This is a genomic window from Legionella worsleiensis (assembly GCF_001467535.1).
Taxonomy (GTDB): Bacteria; Pseudomonadota; Gammaproteobacteria; order Legionellales; family Legionellaceae; genus Legionella; species Legionella worsleiensis.
Window position 1 is genome coordinate 227,844 of sequence record NZ_LNZC01000031.1, and the last position, 17,000, is coordinate 244,843.

Genomic DNA, 17,000 nt, shown 5'->3' on the forward strand with positions numbered 1-17,000 from the left:
CTAACTGATGTTCATGACGAATGACACCATAAAGGAATTACCAGGTAGCCACACTTTGCTGGGGATTTTCTCTGCTGCATTCCTCTGATATGGAACCGTCATTGCAGACAACAAGTCCAGAATAGGCATAGTCAGGAGAAACTCCGCCTTGCCATAAGCAACATCCTTTTAAAAGTTGCAAATCCATCACGGCATGGCGGTCGCAGTAACAGGTAGAGTAAAAACCATTATTACACACCAAACGACCCGCTGAGGAATCGCAATAGTTTACTCCACCCATGGAACTGCAACATCCACCTGCAAATGATGGGGAGAAAACGATGCTTAATATTCCTGATATCAAAAGAGTTTTAAATGATGACATGTGATTTTTCTCAAGATTTATTAATTTTAGGATAGCACAGAGTAATAAAAAATATTAGATATTTACCCATTAATTCCCAGGCGAGTTGGTAGCTTATACTTGCCTGGTTTTATTTCCTTTAGTCATCATCTAATTACTGTGAGATAAGAGTCAAGAGATAGCTTGTTGTCAATCCGGCAAGCAATCCAAACAAATGCCCCTCCCAGGATACGCCTTTTCGACTGGGAATAATTCCAAAAAAAATACCGGCAAAATAATACAGGCTTATCAAACCAAGGATTAAGGTAGTTAAAGTTCCTTGCTGATAAATATTGGAAACCAGTAATCCCCAATAACCCGTAATTAGTGCGCTGGCACCAATGTGCAGTCCCGGTTTTGCAAAACACCAGATGGCCAGGCCGCTTTGCAGAGTTATAAGCAGGGTTACAGTCAGATAATAATCAAGCCCGTTGATAAGAACGAAATTACTTAACACCACTAAAGGAATTGAATTAAAAAACAGGTGATTGAAATTTGCATGCAGCAGGGGAGCGCAAATAATTCCAGGAAGTCCACGCAAGTGACGGGGGATTATTCCCAGTAATAAAATATTTGGGGTAACAAAATGACTGATAAAAAAAATAGTCCAGGGTATAAGCAGAATGATACCAAGCGTATTGAGATTATTTTGTGTTTGACTGACTATTAAATCAACACTGATCCAGAGTTCATTCACCATGATTTTTCCTGAGAATGATTATTTGTTTTAGGCAACTTTTGTGGTTTTACTGTTGGTTTAAGCGCAATATGACGCAGGGGGACAAAGAGCAAAGGGTCAACAAGAGTCTGGTTGACTATCATGGACCAATGCAGGTGCGGCCCTGTGACTCTCCCGGTCATCCCAACAAGACCAAGTTCTTTGCCCTGTTTAATGCGTTCGCCTGATGTTACGGTAATTTTGCTCAGATGGGCATACAGCGAAAAAACGCCCATACCATGGTCAATAATTACCGTTTTACCAGTAAAAAAATAATCGCCGATATTCGCTACCACACCGTCATTCACGGCATGGATGGGTTGGCCTTCAGGTGATGCGATGTCCAGTCCTGAGTGTGGGTCTTTGGGTTGCTTGTTGTATACTCTTTTCAGACCAAACAGACTGCTTATTTCTCCGTTTAACGGGGCAGTATATTTTTTCTGGAATGGGTTTTGATTGGAATAATGAGCATAAATCTGAGCTAATTTTTTGGTTTCGTTTTTGATCCGAACAAGATCCTGAGGCTGGGGATCAACCTTGTTGATGTCTTTTATTCTTAAATACTGAGTAGTATAAAATTTATCGCTGACTTGAAATGGAATGGTCGATTGTATTGGCTTGGTTAGGTCAAGATAGTGAATCGGTTCTCGACTCGTCAAGGGTATGGCTACCACAAGCAACCATTGATTGGGTTTGACGCTTGGAATAATGGGTATTCTTTTTCCTTGATAATAAGCTTCGGGTTGGTGATTGCTGTCTACAGGAATAATGGTTAATCCGCCATTGACTGAATGGTTTTCAGGTAACGCCCACCCAAGCAGTTGAGAAGATAAGCTCCATAGCAATAAAGCGCTGCAAATGCTTTTGATCATGATTCCCTTTTGTCCTTAATTTCAGTTACCTTACATGCAATTTGTCCTTGTGCCAGCCTCACCTCTATTGTGTCACCCAGGTGTAATTGTTGCGCACAAGAGAGTATTTTATCGTTTAAAGTAGCTATTGCATATCCTCTTTCCAAAGTAGCCAAGGGGCTTACAGCGTGAAAAGTAGACAAATTATTTTTTAATTGATGCCTTAATCCCATCACTTTGTTTTTTATGTGCTGAATCAATTGAGCAAGGTTTTGATTGATGCGCAGTTGCGTTTGTTCGATTTGCGTTCTTGGATTATGCGCATGTAATAATGCTTCATAACGATGAATATCTTGTTTCATTCGTGCCATAAATTGCGTTTGGCTGGAAAGTAATTGGCGCTCAAGATAGTCGATTTTTTGCCAGTAAGTAATAATGGCTTGACGTGGAGAAGAGATTTTGTCCAGTAAATGACTTACTTTTAGTTGCTGATGTTGCAGATGCCTGGTTATTGCTGTTTGTAAACGAGCTAGTGAATCATCTATGCGTTTACAAAGTTCCAGACAGTTGGGAGTAACGGCAACCGCAGCAGCTGTTGGCGTTTCAGCCCTTAAATCAGCAACGAAATCTGCAATGGTGAAGTCGGTCTCATGTCCAACTCCAGAAACTACAGGAATCACACTTATTGCAATTTCACGAGCCAGCTGTTCGTTGTTAAAAGCCCATAAATCCTCAATACTCCCACCACCTCTTGCCAGGATGAGCACGTCACATTGCGGGAATTTGTTGGCATGGCGCAATGCTTGAATCAGTTGTTGTGGTGCTGTCGCTCCTTGTACTTCACTTGGATAAATAAGAATGTTTGCCAGAGGAAAACGGCGAGCCAGAGTGGATAGAATATCACGCAGCGCAGCACCATTTGAGGACGTAATAATGCCTATAGTTCGAGGTATTTCCGGTATCTTTTTTTTTCTGGCCGGATTGAAGAGCCCCTCGGCGGCCAGTTTGTTTTTAAGCTCTTCAAAACGATGGTATAGTTCCCCCAAACCGGCATCCGTTATTTGTTCGACTATAAGCTGATAGTCTCCTCTAGCCTCGTATAAACTGAGAACGCCAGTGGCCACTATTTTTTTGCCATCACTTAGTTGCCCTGCAAAAGGACCAAAATGTCTGTTTTTAAAAAATACACAGCGTATCTGTGCCGAACTGTCTTTGAGGGTGAAATAAAAATGCCCCGATGCTGGTTTGCTTAAATTTGAAATTTCTCCTTCAACATGAACCTGGCCCAATTCATTTTCGAGAAAGGATTTTACCTGTTTATTGAGTTGACTCACGGAAACAACTGGAGAAATAAGAGACATAATGAAAAAGTGGCAATCAAATCAAGCGTTTGTATATACTAACAGATAAAAAAAGAATGCAAAATCTATTGATGGTTAATGCTACATGAACTAACTTAGTAGAATAAGAGAAAAACCAATAATTGATAGATGGAAAAGGGACATGGCATGAAGCATGCGATACTGTGGTTTGCAATTTTAACTACATCTTCTTCGGTTTGCGCCGATAGTTTATACGATGCAGTGCAACATGGAATGATCTCTAATCCAGATGTTTTATCCAATACTGCGAAAGGCTTGTCCGCAAAACAAGGTATTGATAAGGCCAAGGGGGCTTATTACCCATCAATCGATGTTACAGGCGGTTTTGGTCGGGAGCGAAGCCTAAACCCCACTACTGCAGCTATTGACGATACAAATGTTGCAATCCTTGACAGGACTGAATCTGCTGTTGAATTAAAACAAAATTTGTTTTCTGGCGGTGGAATAGTTAACGAAGTCAAGCGAAACCAGTATTTGACTCAGAGCCAAAGATGGAAAACACAAGGAGTTGCCGAGGATCTGGCGTTGGATATTACCAAGGCTTATCTGGCAGTACTCATGCATGAGCGCTTGTATGCTTATTCCATTAATAACCTAAAAGCCCATAAATCGGTATTTAAAATGATAAAAGAACGGGCTGATGCCGGAATTTCACGCGTGGCAGAAGTGGATCAGGCTATTGCCCGTCTGGCTCTGGCTGAATCGAACAAAATCAGTGCTGAAGCCAACCTCCAAGAGGTGCGTATTAATTACGCAAAGCTAGTGGGAAAATGGCCTGAGCGTTTGGCATGGCCTCACATCCCCACAGACAAGGAATTACCCAGTACATTGGCCAAAGCTTTGGAAAAAGGTCTGGATAATCATCCAACACTTAAATCCAGTTATGCTGACATCAAGCAGGCTAAAGCCCAGTATGAAGTAGCCAGAGCAGCCTATTATCCTAAGGTTGATTTGGTGCTGAGCGCCTCGAAAAACAGAAATCTTAGTGGTTTAATAGGGCCAAATAATTCTGATCTTGCTGCTATTCGCATGAATTATAACGCATTTAGAGGGGGCACAGATGAAGCCAATGTGCGTCAGACAGCTTATCAGGTTCAAGAAGCCTATGAAATTAAAAACCGTAGCGTGTTGCAATTAAAAGAAGCGATCAGGTTGTCCTGGAATGCTTATACTTCTACCGCTCTTAGAATAAAACCTTTAAAAACCCATGTTGTCGCCTCACGAAAAACACGTGCAGCTTACCAAGATGAGTTTAAGGTTGGGAAGCGAACTTTGCTTGATTTATTGGATTCTCAAAATGAGTATTATCAGGCCGAGATTGAGCTGGCTCGGGGTGAAAATGACGAAATGTTGTCTCGATTTAGAATTCTCAACGGCATGGGTAATTTGCTGTCTTATTTGAAATTACGATTACCTGTTAATGTGGTCAATAATGACGTATTTAGCTCCGCTCAGACACATATACTGTTAAATAAAAAAATGGATGAAATACCTTATCCTAATGATACAGATCATCCTATGCTCTTGGCTCAACCCGTAAAAAATATGGAAACAACCCCCATTAATAAGGCAATAATTGATAAAAATACCACTTATCCTCAGCAGGTTACGCCTAAATTATGGTATGTTTCTGTGGGTGTGTTTCAACTGAAAAGCAATGCTGTTGCTCTGGTTAATCGATTGCAAGGACTTGGTTTTTCAGCATTTATGACTCAGTGCGATAATCGTTTGTCTGTATTAGTTGGACCTTATGAGTACCGTGGGCATGCGGGCAATGGAATGGAACGATTAAAGGAACTGGCTCATGTACAAGGATTACTTGTTACATTCAAAAACAGGCCACCCAAAGTATAACGGATTGCTGGGCGTTATCACGGTGATGTGCCTGGCTTTTTTGAATACAATAAACTGGGATCTCCATGCTTCAGCGTTTATAAGCATAAAAAACATTCATCAGATGGAGCAAAAGTCACAAGGCGATATTAAAAAAAGATTCAAGGCCTGGGGTAATTTGCTTAAGACCCTTGAAACTCAATCCATAGACGTCAAACTGGATAAGGTAAATTCATTTTTTAATCAATTTAACTACGAATCTGATATGCAATCCCGGGAAGAAGAAGATTATTGGAAGTCTCCTGTGGAATTTATTATTGATGGTGGTGGGGATTGTGAAGATTTTGCGATCATCAAATACTTCACGCTAATTGCCCTGGGTGTACCTACGGAACGATTAAGAATTACTTATGTTACCTCATCTCGATTAAATCAGGCGCATATGGTTTTGTCTTACTATCCCACTCCTGAAGCGGAGCCGCTTATTCTGGATAGTTTGGAATCCAAGATACTGCCTGCCTCCAAACGTAACGATCTAAAACCCATTTACAGTTTTAATGGTGATGGTTTATGGCTTGCCAAACAACGAGGTCAAAGCTCTTTTCTGGGGCACTCCAATGGTTTGGGCAAATGGGATGAATTAATGAAGCGCATGCAATAAAAGGTGAAAGACCATGACACTAATTAAGAAAGTAGCTTTAGTTGTTTTAATGATGTTGCTGCTTGTCTTTATGGGCACTTATTTCATTACAATGAATAATGCTCGTAATTTTTTTATTCAGCAAATTGAAAGTAATGCTCAGGATACTGCAACGTCCTTGGGATTATCTCTGTCTCAATCTTTATTAAATCATGATGAGCCTGCTGTGAATTCCATGGTTCAGGCAGTATTTGATCGGGGATATTTTTCATTCATCCAGGTCAAAGACATAAAAGGCAAGATTCTGGTCACTAAAAAATTAATGCCCCAAAACGACACCATTCCCGAGTGGTTTGTTCGCTTGATTCAATGGCCTATGACTAAAAAATCGTCATTAGTCATGGATGGATGGATGCAAGCAGGCGAAGTAGCGGTTATAAGTGATCCAGGCAATGCCTACCGGGCTTTATGGCGAAACGCCGTGGTGATGATTAAGGCGTATTTTCTTTTCGCTTTAATAGCGTTGCTTTTAACCTATGGATTTATTCAACTTTTAATGCGGCCTTTGAAACGAGTTACTGCTCAGGCCTTGGCGATTTCAGAACATGAATTCCCAATTGAAACGCAGATACCTCATACTCCAGAACTAAAACAGGTAACCCTTGCGATGAACCAGATGGTGTTGCGGATCAAATCATTATTTGAAGATCAACTGCAGCAGGCTGAATTGTTAAGAGTCCAGGTTTATCAGGATCCTTTAACTGGATTAAATAACAGGCGCTATTTTTTACAGCAATTAGCTGCAATTTTAGATAATGAGGATGAGTTTATCCCTGGTTACGTTTTAATGATAGTAATTGATGGGTTGGATGATCTCAATCATAAACAAAGCTATCAACAAGGCGATAATCTGGTTTTGAGCATTGCACGTTTGTGTAATCAATTTTGGAGACAGCATTCCGTTAGTTCTATCGCACGAATCAGTGGAAGTACTTTTGCTTTAATAAATCATGAGCTGGATCCTGAGTTATTTGATCAACAATGCAAAGAGTTTGAAAATCTCTTGAGGCAAGCTATCAGTGAGGTTAAATACATTGAGGTTCATATGGGTGCTACGGGGTATTTTGCGCATCAAAGTGTATCCAATTTATTATCTATGGTTGATCTATCAGTTAAAAAAGCGCGGGAACAAACGGTGTTCTTTTGTCAGAAAGAGCATGACACGTTTAAATATCCACGGTTAATTACCCGTGAGGACTTGCTTGATTGCCTAAACAAAAAAAACATGCAGTTATATTCCCAGGAAATAACGAACGGCAAAGACAGTTTACATAAAGAAATCTTTGTACGAATTCTTGATCGAAATAGCAGTGAGTTGGGAGCCGGTTACTTTATGCCGGCGGCTGAAAAAATGGAATTAGCTCATAGGATTGATCAGTATGTTCTAAATGAGCTAACTCAAAAAGAATATTCTGCCATTGAATGTTTTGCTCTAAACATTTCTGAAGATACATTAGTACATACAGAGCATAGAAACGCATATCTGCAACAGTTAAAAAATACACCTGCTTCCATTCTTAAAAATCTGTCTTTGGAGCTTAGCGAAAGCAAGGTGTTAAGCTCTTTTGAAGAGACAAAATCATTTGTGAAACAGGTGCAAAAACTGGGCGTCAAAATCGGTGTGGATGGTGTTGGTATTCATTTCTCTCCCTTGCATTATCTCAGAGAATTGCATGTTGATTATTTAAAACTACATGGGAGTCTCGTTCAGGATATTGATGAAAATGAAAGCAAACAATTTTTTATTTACTATTTTAACGAGATGGCTAAAACTTTGGATATCAAGGTTGTTGCAACACAAGTAGAACAAGAAGCACAATGGCATGCCCTTGAATTGATTCATGTTAGCTGGGGGCAAGGACGGTATCTGGAGCCTGTTGTTCCTTTGATTTGAGGAAGTGGTCTGCAACGCTCGAAATAAGGGGCTATTTTTAATTGAACAGTCCTGCTAACTACGCCTGACCCTCTGTAAAATATATCGAGAATACGATATGATGAAGCCTTTATAAATCACAATAAAAATAATATGTATTCTTGTCGTAACCGTAAATTTTATCTTGTTTGGTTGTTCTTGTTATCAGGAAGTATGATTTTAACTGGATGTGTCGATTTATCCGGTTCGCAGAGCACCTACAGAAAGAAAATGCCACATGATGCTGGCGTAACACGACCCCATTCTTTAAAAAATAATACCAAGCCCGTAAATGACGGTGAAATTCACACCATGCGTGGAGGCCTGGGTATTTTTAGTAAAGGAATGAATCAACTAAGAGATAAGGCCGCTGATACTTATCACATCTCTTCTCAAAGTACTATGTGGTACAACGCTGGTGATGTCAGTCGTACTATAATCAACAGTTATTATCATCAAAAGAAACGCCATCCCATAATACTGGTTGGTCATTCTTTGGGAGCTAATGAGCAGATAAAAGTGGCTCGTAACCTCGATAAAGCCGGAATTCCGGTGGCGTTATTGGTTACTGTTGATGCGGTATCTCAAACTATAGTCCCTCCAAATGTCAAAGAGGTGCTTAACGTCTATAAACCGGGTTACGTTCCCATGTTTAGTGGTTTGAAGTTAAGAGCCGTAAATCCCCAATCAACTCATATTGAAAACGTCAATGTAGAGTCATTAAAAGACGTCAATGTAAATCATTTTACCATTGATAAAGATGCAGTCGTGCAAGCGATGATAATGAAAAAAGTTGAAAAGGTGTTAATTGATGGAAATAGAAAGGACGCATAAAAAAAGCTCATCACCTCGTATCTGCGTCATTGGCGCAGGCCCGAGTGGAATTGCCGCAATTAAAAATTTGCAGGAACATGGTTTAACCAATATTACAGCATTTGAAAAAAACAATCAGATAGGCGGTAATTGGGTATATGATGAGCAGAATAATCATTCAAGCGTTTATGAAACCACCCATATAATCAGCTCAAAGAGATGGTCAGAATTTGATGATTTTCCTATGCCTGCAGATTATTCTGATTATCCTTCTCATACGCAATTACTCGATTACTTTCATAGTTACGCCCAAAAATTTAATTTGCATCAATACATTCGGTTTAATACCACAGTAATAAAAGCTACTCGTACTGAAGATGATTTGTGGCATATTCTTTATGAGGATGCCCAAGGGCAACATGAAGAGCATTATGATTATTTGCTGGTAGCCAATGGTCATCATTGGGATCCTTACATGCCCGAGTATCAAGGCGAGTTTTCCGGGGAAGTGCTTCATTCCCATCAGTATAAAAAAGCATCTGTTTTTAAAAACAAACGAGTGCTGGTTATCGGTGGTGGAAATTCGGCTTGTGATGTAGCGGTAGAAATTTCTCGAGTGTCCCCTAAAACATGCATCAGCATGCGCAGGGGCTATCATATTTTTCCCAAATTTATTTTTGGTAAACCTACTGATGATGCAGTGGCTAAAATTCAATGGATGCCAGGATGGTTGAGACAGAAATTTATCAGTTTGGTTGTTAGAGGATTGCAGGGACGCTACGGTAAATACAAACTGATGAAACCCGATTGTGGCCCTTTAGAAATACATCCTACCATAAATTCGGAACTGTTGTATTTTATTCGGCATGGAAAAATTACGCCTCGTCCAGGACTATCTCATTTTTCCGACAGAGTTGTGCATTTTACTGATGGCTCTCAGGATGAATTTGATACAGTTATTTTTGCGACGGGTTATAAAATCAGTTTTCCATTTTTCGATAAAGAATGTCTGGATTTTAGTAACGTAACTCAAGTGCCTCTCTATCGTAAAATGATGCATCCTGATTATGATAATTTATATTTTATTGGTCTTTGCCAACCACAAGGGTGTATTTGGCCTTTGGCTGATTATCAGGCAAAAATTGTCGCCCGCATTATTGCTGGAACATTAGAACGTCCAAAACAGTTGCATCAAAAAATAGAAAAAGAAATGAAAAGACCCCATTATCGTTTCAAATCTAATAGGCGTCATGCTTTAGAGGTCGATTATCACGTGTTCAGGCGTGAATTATTAGATATGTTAGAAAAAAACAAGGTCGTGGGAACATAGCAAGCGAGCCAATCCAGTGCATTTTAAACTGATGAGCGTTTACGCTTGATTAGAGAGCTCATTAGTTTTTCAACATTATTCAGGTAGGGATTTTCTTGTTGAATTATGGACTTGGTGCGCTCCTCACAATACCCCTTAACTTCTTTGTCTGGCAAGATATAAAATCGTTTTTTCTCTACTTCCTGGATGATATGTAACGCAACCTCTGATGCAGGCCTTGAGTGAGCTAAAAGAGAATTCAAGGATTGATGAAATGGTGCATTTGTTTCTGGTGAATTATGTGCTAACAAAGCAGTATCGGTAAATGAAGGAAAAACAATAGAAACATCGATGGGATATTCTAGTCGGCGCAAATCATAAAATAATGACTCGGACAATGCCAGTACAGCATGTTTTGACATAGAGTAGGCTCCAACATGAGAGCCGGAGCATAACCCGTACAAGCTTGCCATATTGATAATATGGGAACGTATTTTTTGCTGTTGTAAATAAGGCATAAAAATTCGGATGATATGAGTCATGCCATACAAATTCACATCCATTACCTGATTGAGTTGTTTTGGCGTCAACTCCCAAACAGGTGCCAAAGTTCCAATAATTCCGGCATTATTAAAAAGCCAGTCTATTTGTCCGCATTGGATTTTTACATAGTGAAGCAGATGGTCTATTTCATCGGGTATCGTGATATCACAGTTTTTAGGGAATACTGAATCGGGGTATAAAGTTGCCAGTTCCTGTGCGGCTTGTATTAGTTTGTCATGATCCTTGTCGACCATGACGACTTTGACGCCACGTTGCAGGCATGCTTGACTGAGAGCCAGGCCTATACCACTTGCAGCTCCCGTGATTACAGCAACCTTCATTTCAGTTCTCCAGTATCCTGATTATTAAGTGGATTGGTGTACTTAAACTACATGCAACCTTTATTATGGAGTTGATGATTTAATTTAAGTATCCTGATTGCGCAAGGGTATCATAATTTATTCTGATTCCAAACTGTAACGATCAAAAGCTCTGAATCAAACGATGAGGTTTTAAAAGAGTCTTAATGATTTCAAAGTACCTTTCCACGAACTTCAATTAAGTACGTAAATTACATTTCAAGATAATATTGGCTATTAAAGATTAATACTGAATAAATAATTAACCAATTAGCTGCAAAATTGACTTACTTTGCTATAATTTAAAGATGGTCCTCCATTAAGGTGTTACTTTGAAAAATGGCGAACTACCCGAAGAGCCCTATGAATATCCTGAAGAGCCTTGGGAATATCCTGTAGATCCAGACATACCAGAGCCTGGTTATCCCGAATTACCGGAACCTGAACCGGTTGTGACTCCAGAGCCTGGATTTGAAAAGTAATTCAGTTTGGGTTGCTCATCAATTCCTTGAGTGCTGAGCCTATGTTTGGCGAGCGCATCAGACTTTCCCCAATAAGAAAGGTATTGATACCATGCGATTGCATGAGTTCAATGTCTTTTCGGGTATTAATGCCACTTTCTGTGATAATGATTTTATCTTCGGGTATATACTGTTTTAGTTGAATAGATAATTGCATGTCGGTTTTAAATGTATGCAAACTGCGGTTGTTGATCCCAATTAACGGGGTAGGTAATTTTAGAGCCCTTTCCAGCTCTTCTTGGGTATGACTTTCAACCAGTACTGCAAGGTCAAGTTCCTGAGCTATCTGACAAAAATCGGTGAGCTGCATGTCATCTAACATAGCGACAATAAGCAGGATGCAGTCAGCCCCCAGCGCCAAACTCTCATGGATTTGGTATGAATCTATGATGAAATCTTTTCTTAAAACCGGAAGAGAGCAATGAGACTTGGCACATGCCAAATAATCAGGATGCCCCTGAAAAAAGTGTTTATCGGTGAGAACGGACAGACATTTTGCGCCGTTTTGAGCATAAGCTGTAGCTATTTCGCCTACGTTGAAGTCTTCTCTGATTAATCCTTTGCTTGGTGATGCTTTTTTAATTTCTGCGATGATGGCAGGAGAGGGGGATGATCGCAGTGCGGTTACAAAATCTCTTTTTTCCAGAGCGTGTTCTTTGGCCATAGAACCCAGGGGGATATTTTTTTTAGAATAGGCAACTTCTTCCTGCTTATGTGCTGCTATACGCTGTAAAATACTAGTCATGATGAGCTTCTTTTTTTAAATTTTGAGTCAAAATACGCAGGCTGTTAAAACAGGTTGCTGCTTTACCGCTATCTATGGACATTTTGGCCAACTCCAAGGCTTGGTCAAAGGATATATCATCTGTGGCGCAATAAATTGCAGCTGCGGAGTTCAGCACAACCATATCTCGTGCTGCTCCTGGTTGTCCCGAAAATACAGATGTAATTAATTCCATGCTGTGTTGGGGTGAGTCAACTATTATGGCATCAAGTGAGGCGTGTTTTATTCCAAAGTGTTCGGGATTGATGACCCATTCTTTGTATACGCCCTTGTGGTATTCTACTACATCAGTAGGAGCTGCAATGCTGATTTCATCTAATCCATCCTGTGAGCTGATTACCAGTGACCGTTCGCTACCCAAATTGGCCAATACTCTGGATATAGGCTTTAACCATGTACCCGGATACACCCCGACAACCTGTTTTTTTACCTGCGCTGGATTGACCAGTGGGCCTAGCAGATTAAACAAGGTTCTAATGCCTAATTGTTGACGTGCTAACCGTGCGTGTTGCATGGCGGGATGATAATGTGGTGCAAATAAAAAAGCCAAGCCACATTGTTCTATGCAGGTAAGGATTTGTTGGTCATCAAGATGCAACATAAATCCTGCTTGTTCCAATAAGTCTGCGCTTCCACTGCGGCTGGAGACAGACCGATTTCCATGTTTTGCCACCTTAATTCCAGCGCCCGCTGTAACAAAACTACAGGCTGTGGATACGTTAAAGGTGTTTTTTCCGTCGCCACCTGTGCCAACAATATCAATTAATTGTTCGCCCAAATCTATGGAATGCGCCATGTTCTGCATGACTTTTGCTGCGGCAGTCAGCTCACTGACCGTTTCTCCTTTCATGCGCATAAGCACTAAAAATGTAGCGATGTGCAAATCGTTTAATTGACCTGTCATACAGTCTTGTATGACTTCAAACATTTGCGTCGAGTCAAGATCGTTTTTTGCGATGAGATGTTCAAAGAGTTGGCTGGGTTTCATAACTTAAAAAATTCTCTAATAATTGCAGCCCATATTGGCTTAAAATAGCTTCAGGGTGGAATTGTAGACCAAAAAGAGGGTATTGACGATGCGATATTGCCATAATTGTGTTATCGACCCAGGCATCAATCGAAAAACACTCCGGTAAACTGGCTTGCTCTACGGCCAACGAGTGGTATCTTGTGGCTTTAAATCTGTCAGGAATATTTTTAAAAAGCCCTTTGCTGTTATGTTCAATTTCCGAGGTTTTGCCGTGCATGATTTCAGGTGCTGGAATAATGGTTCCCCCAAAAGCTTGCGCCAGGCATTGATGACCAAGACAAACTCCCAAAATGGGAAGTTCCTTATGCAATGTTTTGATTGCTTCAAGTGAAATGCCCGCTTCGTTAGGCGAGTTTGGTCCAGGAGAGATAACCAAAAATTGGGGGGCAAGTTTTCTTATATCATCAATACTAATGTGATCATTAGGATGCACGATAACCGTTTGGTGCAAACATTGGAAATATTGAACCAGGTTGTAAGTGAAGGAATCGTAATTATCGATGAGTAAAAGCATCACATACCTATAAAGCAAAATCCTCGCCGAGGTATACCGCTCTGACTTGCTGGTTTGCCAGGATGACCTCAGGAGCGCCTTCACATAATATCTTACCCTGACTGACAATATAGGCTCTTTCGCAAATATCCAGGGTTTCGCGAACATTGTGATCGGTAATGAGCACACCAATTCCCTGATTACACAAATGTTGGATGATCTTTTTGATGTCTATTACTGAGATAGGGTCAACTCCCGCAAAAGGTTCATCAAGTAAAATAAAGGAAGGTTCAATCGCCAGGGCTCTGGCAATTTCAACTCGTCTTCGCTCTCCACCGGATAAAGACATCCCCAGACTTTTTTCAATATGGGTAATGTGGAATTCCTGAAGCAGCAGATCCAGTTTTTCCTCTCGAGCCTGTTCGTCCAAATCAGTTCTCAGTTGTAAAATGGCCATGATGTTTTCCGCAACGGTCAATTTGCGAAATACGGATGCCTCTTGAGGAAGATAACTTATACCCAATCGCGCTCTTTGGTGCATGGCACTTTGCGTGATGTCCTGGTTATTGAGAATAATCTGCCCTTCATCACAGGATTGCAGCCCCACTATCATATAAAAACAGGTGGTTTTACCCGCTCCATTAGGCCCAAGTAACCCTACACATTCACCTTTTTTGATGTGAATACTGATGCCGTTAACTACAGTTCTGGATTTGAATGCTTTTTTTAACTCTCTGGCTTCTAATAAACTCATGTCGGTTTCTTTTCTGGATAGATGATAATAGTTGTTCTTGTTTTGCCGTCGCTCTCAGACACTACATGTTGCTCTTGAGTATCGTAGCTGATTTTAGCCGCTGTTAAGGAATTATCGCCCTGTTCTATTCGTGCGTTTCCTATCAGCTCAATCAAATGCTTTAGTGGATAATATTTTATGGTATCAGCATAGGCATGAAAGGGTGGTTTGTTTGGTCCTGTTTCTGTCCAGTAGTGCGCTTGTTTTCCATTTTCTCCATTGGCAACAGCAAGAATTAACTGATTTTTAGCATCACCCTGGGTTATGGCTTTTGCGGCATTAAGTTTGGTTGTTCCCTGGATGAATTCGACGTTACCGATATAAACGCCTTTATGGTTTTTTTGACTTAAATCTGCTGAATCTGATACCACATGCATGGTCTGCTCTTTATCTGAGGGAAGGGCATAACCGGCCGTAACAATCAGCATTAGCGTAACCAACAGATAAAAATTACCCTTTAGCTGGCTCATAGCTACCTCTGGCCTGATGGAGCAGCTCTACACGCTTCTCATCAAGATAAGCATTCATCCCAGTTGATTGGATGGTATTGCCCGGTTGCTCAAACGTAACCAGTAAGTTTGATGTCGCTTTTTTTTCTTTGGGGTAATAAGTTACTTCCTCTGTTTTTAAAGTGCTCTCCTGCGTTTTATCACCGGGATTTTGATGAACGACTACCTGTTCTATAAACTTGATACGTTTGCCTCCTTCGTATGATTTGGCTCGCTGTGAATTAATTTCCCAGGCGGGTTGATCGTCTTGTTTGATTATAATGTGCGGCGTTTTAAGAAGATGAATGTTGTTTTTAGGAATATGTTGCATTAACGGGGTGGTTAGTACATTAATCATTATTCCTTCGGGGTTAAATTGTCTGACTGTTAATTGAGTAACAGTAGAGTCTATGCTGGTTGCCAAGGCATCAGCATCGAGAGTAATGTGTTTTTTTGCGCCATTAAAATACCAGATGGAACACGTGAGTAGTGCTAACGCTAGAAAAAGCCAGAGGACTTGTTTGATGGCATTCATTGTCGTAGATAACCTTCAAGTGCTAAATCCATTTTATCTTGTGCATTGAGAATAAAGTCGCAGAGTTCTCTGACTGCTCCCCGGCCACCGGTTTGTTGTGTTTGCCAATCGGCAAATTCTTTAACCTGAGTTACGGCATTTCCAACCGCAACACCTAAACCTACTTGCTGAATCAGTGGCAAATCGGGTAAATCATCGCCTATATAAGCAAATTGCTCGTCTTGCAGACCTAACGTTTCTTTCAATTGCTGGTAGGCATTGCGTTTATCTACTTGCCCTTTGAAGTAATGAACTACTCCTAATTGTTTCATGCGATGATCCACCACTGCATTGCGAGCAGTAGTTATCACAGCAACATCTATACCTGCTGCCATGAGCAGTTTTAAACCCATACCGTCCTGAACATGAAACGATTTCAGTTCATTGCCATGATTGTCTATGTGCAGTAATCCATCGCTGAGTACTCCATCTACATCACAGATAAGACATTTTACTTTTTTTGCTTTTTCAAATAATTCGTTCATATAGGGTTCTCTGTATTAAAATACGCCTGCTTTAAGAAGATCGTGCAAGTGAAGCACAGCATGCGGTATGTTTTTATCATCTACAACTACCAAAGAAGAAATACTGTGCTTTTGCATTATTGCCAAAGCTTCAGCAGCTAGCATTCCTTTGCGGATTGTTCTGCAGTTTTGCGTCATTACTTCTGCAAGTTGAGTTGTATTAATGTCGTATTGACGGGTCAACGTTCTGCGAATGTCGCCATCGGTGTATACCCCGACCAGATGGCCATGATTGTTGACAACGCAGGTCATGCCCAGTTTTTTTTCGGTTACTTCTATTAGCGCTTCGCTTATAGTTGCTTTTTCGTTGACCAGTGGGAGGTTATCTCCATGGTGCCATAAATCGTCAATTTTGAGTAACAATTTTTTGCCTAACGAGCCTCCAGGATGAGACAAAGCAAAGTCTTCAGCGCTAAATCCCCTGGCTTGTAAAAGAGCTATTGCCAGTGCGTCTCCCATGACCAAAGACACAGTGGTACTCGTTGTGGGCGCTAGACCGAGAGGACATGCCTCTTGCTTGATGCTGACATCCAGATTGACGTCGGCGGATTTTGCCAGAGTAGAATCAGGATTTCCTGTTAAGGTAATCAGCGGAACTTCAAGACGTTTTAGCAAAGGGAGTATGGTTACTATTTCATGGGTATTCCCTGAGTTGGAAATAGCAACAACGGTATCCAAAGCGGTGATCATGCCTAAATCACCGTGGCTTGCTTCACCGGGATGCATAAAAAATGCAGGGCTGCCGGTGCTGGAAAAGGTGGCTGCCAGTTTGTTGGCAATATGCCCTGATTTGCCCATTCCGGTGACTACGATTCGTCCCTTGCAGGCAAGCAACAACTCGCAGGCTTTTTCAAATCGCTCATCAATTCGCTGAGACAATTCGAAGACAGCCTGGGCTTCAGTTTCAATAACCGCAAGTCCGAGTGTGCAAAAATTCATAGGCAGTAAATACTGTTTTTTGTTTATTTTTCATTCTAACACAATGCTCTTG

At 40.7% G+C, this 17,000-nt stretch carries 19 protein-coding genes; 6 read left to right on the forward strand and 13 right to left on the reverse strand.

What is annotated here, in order from left to right; translation table 11 throughout:
* Positions 1–37 precede the first annotated feature (37 nt).
* The 4 genes from Lwor_RS12770 to xseA all read right to left on the reverse strand — a co-directional run bounded on the left by Lwor_RS12770 (position 38) and on the right by xseA (position 3,312).
* Entirely contained in the window at positions 38–364 is a 327-nt protein-coding gene (locus Lwor_RS12770) for a hypothetical protein (RefSeq protein ID WP_058494258.1), read from the reverse strand.
* 133 nt (positions 365–497) lie between these two features.
* Positions 498–1,082 (reverse strand): rhomboid family intramembrane serine protease, encoded by a 585-nt coding sequence (locus tag Lwor_RS12775; RefSeq protein ID WP_058494259.1) that lies wholly within the window; start codon positions 1,080–1,082, stop codon positions 498–500.
* On the reverse strand, positions 1,076–1,972 hold the full coding sequence (locus tag Lwor_RS12780; protein WP_058494260.1) for a M23 family metallopeptidase: 897 nt from the start codon (positions 1,970–1,972) through the stop codon (positions 1,076–1,078). Before Lwor_RS12780 ends, Lwor_RS12775 begins: the two co-directional genes overlap by 7 nt.
* Complete coding sequence (xseA, locus tag Lwor_RS12785) at positions 1,969–3,312, reverse strand: exodeoxyribonuclease VII large subunit (RefSeq protein ID WP_058494261.1); 1,344 nt, start codon at positions 3,310–3,312, stop codon at positions 1,969–1,971. The genes Lwor_RS12780 and xseA overlap by 4 nt, the downstream gene beginning before the upstream one ends.
* 147 nt (positions 3,313–3,459) lie before the next feature.
* On the opposite strand from xseA, the gene Lwor_RS12790 reads away from it, so the two are divergent.
* From Lwor_RS12790 to Lwor_RS12810, 5 genes are all read left to right on the forward strand, one after another.
* Positions 3,460–5,187: a TolC family outer membrane protein gene (locus tag Lwor_RS12790; protein WP_058494262.1), complete on the forward strand. Its 1,728-nt coding sequence runs from the start codon at positions 3,460–3,462 to the stop codon at positions 5,185–5,187.
* On the forward strand, positions 5,138–5,827 hold the full coding sequence (locus Lwor_RS12795; protein ID WP_083501636.1) for a transglutaminase-like cysteine peptidase: 690 nt from the start codon (positions 5,138–5,140) through the stop codon (positions 5,825–5,827). Before Lwor_RS12790 ends, Lwor_RS12795 begins: the two co-directional genes overlap by 50 nt.
* A 13-nt stretch (positions 5,828–5,840) precedes the next feature.
* On the forward strand, positions 5,841–7,760 hold the full coding sequence (locus Lwor_RS12800) for a bifunctional diguanylate cyclase/phosphodiesterase (RefSeq protein WP_058494263.1): 1,920 nt from the start codon (positions 5,841–5,843) through the stop codon (positions 7,758–7,760).
* 192 nt (positions 7,761–7,952) lie between these two features.
* Positions 7,953–8,612, forward strand: a complete 660-nt coding sequence (locus Lwor_RS12805) for a hypothetical protein (RefSeq protein WP_415582905.1) — start codon at positions 7,953–7,955, stop codon at positions 8,610–8,612.
* A complete protein-coding gene (locus Lwor_RS12810; RefSeq protein ID WP_058494265.1) occupies positions 8,590–9,921 on the forward strand; it encodes a flavin-containing monooxygenase in 1,332 nt (443 codons plus the stop codon). Before Lwor_RS12805 ends, Lwor_RS12810 begins: the two co-directional genes overlap by 23 nt.
* A gap of 23 nt (positions 9,922–9,944) precedes the next feature.
* Here the strand turns inward: Lwor_RS12810 and Lwor_RS12815 are convergent, their stop codons facing one another.
* Complete coding sequence (locus tag Lwor_RS12815) at positions 9,945–10,784, reverse strand: SDR family NAD(P)-dependent oxidoreductase (RefSeq protein WP_058494266.1); 840 nt, start codon at positions 10,782–10,784, stop codon at positions 9,945–9,947.
* Positions 10,785–11,134: 350 nt separating this feature from the next.
* Here Lwor_RS12815 and Lwor_RS13925 point away from each other — a divergent pair, with 350 nt between their 5' ends.
* Positions 11,135–11,284 carry a hypothetical protein gene (locus Lwor_RS13925; protein ID WP_169792198.1) on the forward strand — a complete coding sequence of 50 codons (150 nt, stop codon included), beginning with the start codon at positions 11,135–11,137 and terminating at the stop codon, positions 11,282–11,284.
* A 1-nt stretch (position 11,285) separates the two neighbouring features.
* Here the strand turns inward: Lwor_RS13925 and trpC are convergent, their stop codons facing one another.
* The 8 genes from trpC to Lwor_RS12855 are packed head-to-tail and all read right to left on the reverse strand — an operon-like array spanning position 11,286 to position 16,948.
* Positions 11,286–12,068, reverse strand: coding sequence for an indole-3-glycerol phosphate synthase TrpC (gene trpC / locus Lwor_RS12820; RefSeq protein WP_058494267.1), 783 nt, complete (start codon positions 12,066–12,068; stop codon positions 11,286–11,288).
* Entirely contained in the window at positions 12,061–13,095 is a 1,035-nt protein-coding gene (gene trpD, locus Lwor_RS12825) for an anthranilate phosphoribosyltransferase (RefSeq protein ID WP_058494268.1), read from the reverse strand. Before trpD ends, trpC begins: the two co-directional genes overlap by 8 nt.
* Positions 13,073–13,651 (reverse strand): anthranilate synthase component II, encoded by a 579-nt coding sequence (locus tag Lwor_RS12830; RefSeq protein ID WP_058494269.1) that lies wholly within the window; start codon positions 13,649–13,651, stop codon positions 13,073–13,075. Before Lwor_RS12830 ends, trpD begins: the two co-directional genes overlap by 23 nt.
* Before the next feature lie 7 nt (positions 13,652–13,658).
* Entirely contained in the window at positions 13,659–14,384 is a 726-nt protein-coding gene (gene lptB / locus Lwor_RS12835) for an LPS export ABC transporter ATP-binding protein (protein WP_058494270.1), read from the reverse strand.
* Positions 14,381–14,893, reverse strand: a complete 513-nt coding sequence (gene lptA / locus Lwor_RS12840) for a lipopolysaccharide transport periplasmic protein LptA (protein ID WP_058494271.1) — start codon at positions 14,891–14,893, stop codon at positions 14,381–14,383. The genes lptB and lptA overlap by 4 nt, the downstream gene beginning before the upstream one ends.
* Entirely contained in the window at positions 14,874–15,446 is a 573-nt protein-coding gene (gene lptC, locus Lwor_RS12845; RefSeq protein WP_058494272.1) for an LPS export ABC transporter periplasmic protein LptC, read from the reverse strand. Before lptC ends, lptA begins: the two co-directional genes overlap by 20 nt.
* Entirely contained in the window at positions 15,443–15,970 is a 528-nt protein-coding gene (gene kdsC / locus Lwor_RS12850) for a 3-deoxy-manno-octulosonate-8-phosphatase KdsC (protein WP_058494273.1), read from the reverse strand. The genes lptC and kdsC overlap by 4 nt, the downstream gene beginning before the upstream one ends.
* A gap of 15 nt (positions 15,971–15,985) precedes the next feature.
* The gene (locus Lwor_RS12855) at positions 15,986–16,948 is read right to left on the reverse strand and encodes a KpsF/GutQ family sugar-phosphate isomerase (RefSeq protein ID WP_058494274.1); all 963 of its coding nucleotides are present in this window, start codon (positions 16,946–16,948) and stop codon (positions 15,986–15,988) included.
* Between the last annotated feature and the right edge of the window lie 52 nt (positions 16,949–17,000).

Coding starts and splice junctions, on each gene's coding strand:
- Lwor_RS12775 (WP_058494259.1), bottom strand. CDS start 1,082: ATGGTGAATGAACTCTGGATCAGTGTTGATTTAATAGTCAGTCAAACA.
- kdsC (WP_058494273.1), bottom strand. CDS start 15,970: ATGAACGAATTATTTGAAAAAGCAAAAAAAGTAAAATGTCTTATCTGT.
- xseA (WP_058494261.1), bottom strand. CDS start 3,312: ATGTCTCTTATTTCTCCAGTTGTTTCCGTGAGTCAACTCAATAAACAG.
- Lwor_RS12815 (WP_058494266.1), bottom strand. CDS start 10,784: ATGAAGGTTGCTGTAATCACGGGAGCTGCAAGTGGTATAGGCCTGGCT.
- trpC (WP_058494267.1), bottom strand. CDS start 12,068: ATGACTAGTATTTTACAGCGTATAGCAGCACATAAGCAGGAAGAAGTT.
- Lwor_RS12770 (WP_058494258.1), bottom strand. CDS start 364: ATGTCATCATTTAAAACTCTTTTGATATCAGGAATATTAAGCATCGTT.
- lptA (WP_058494271.1), bottom strand. CDS start 14,893: ATGAGCCAGCTAAAGGGTAATTTTTATCTGTTGGTTACGCTAATGCTG.
- Lwor_RS12855 (WP_058494274.1), bottom strand. CDS start 16,948: ATGAATTTTTGCACACTCGGACTTGCGGTTATTGAAACTGAAGCCCAG.
- Lwor_RS12805 (WP_415582905.1), top strand. CDS start 7,953: ATGATTTTAACTGGATGTGTCGATTTATCCGGTTCGCAGAGCACCTAC.
- Lwor_RS12790 (WP_058494262.1), top strand. CDS start 3,460: ATGAAGCATGCGATACTGTGGTTTGCAATTTTAACTACATCTTCTTCG.
- Lwor_RS12795 (WP_083501636.1), top strand. CDS start 5,138: ATGTACAAGGATTACTTGTTACATTCAAAAACAGGCCACCCAAAGTAT.
- Lwor_RS12780 (WP_058494260.1), bottom strand. CDS start 1,972: ATGATCAAAAGCATTTGCAGCGCTTTATTGCTATGGAGCTTATCTTCT.
- Lwor_RS12830 (WP_058494269.1), bottom strand. CDS start 13,651: ATGCTTTTACTCATCGATAATTACGATTCCTTCACTTACAACCTGGTT.
- lptC (WP_058494272.1), bottom strand. CDS start 15,446: ATGAATGCCATCAAACAAGTCCTCTGGCTTTTTCTAGCGTTAGCACTA.
- lptB (WP_058494270.1), bottom strand. CDS start 14,384: ATGAGTTTATTAGAAGCCAGAGAGTTAAAAAAAGCATTCAAATCCAGA.
- trpD (WP_058494268.1), bottom strand. CDS start 13,095: ATGAAACCCAGCCAACTCTTTGAACATCTCATCGCAAAAAACGATCTT.
- Lwor_RS12810 (WP_058494265.1), top strand. CDS start 8,590: ATGGAAATAGAAAGGACGCATAAAAAAAGCTCATCACCTCGTATCTGC.
- Lwor_RS12800 (WP_058494263.1), top strand. CDS start 5,841: ATGACACTAATTAAGAAAGTAGCTTTAGTTGTTTTAATGATGTTGCTG.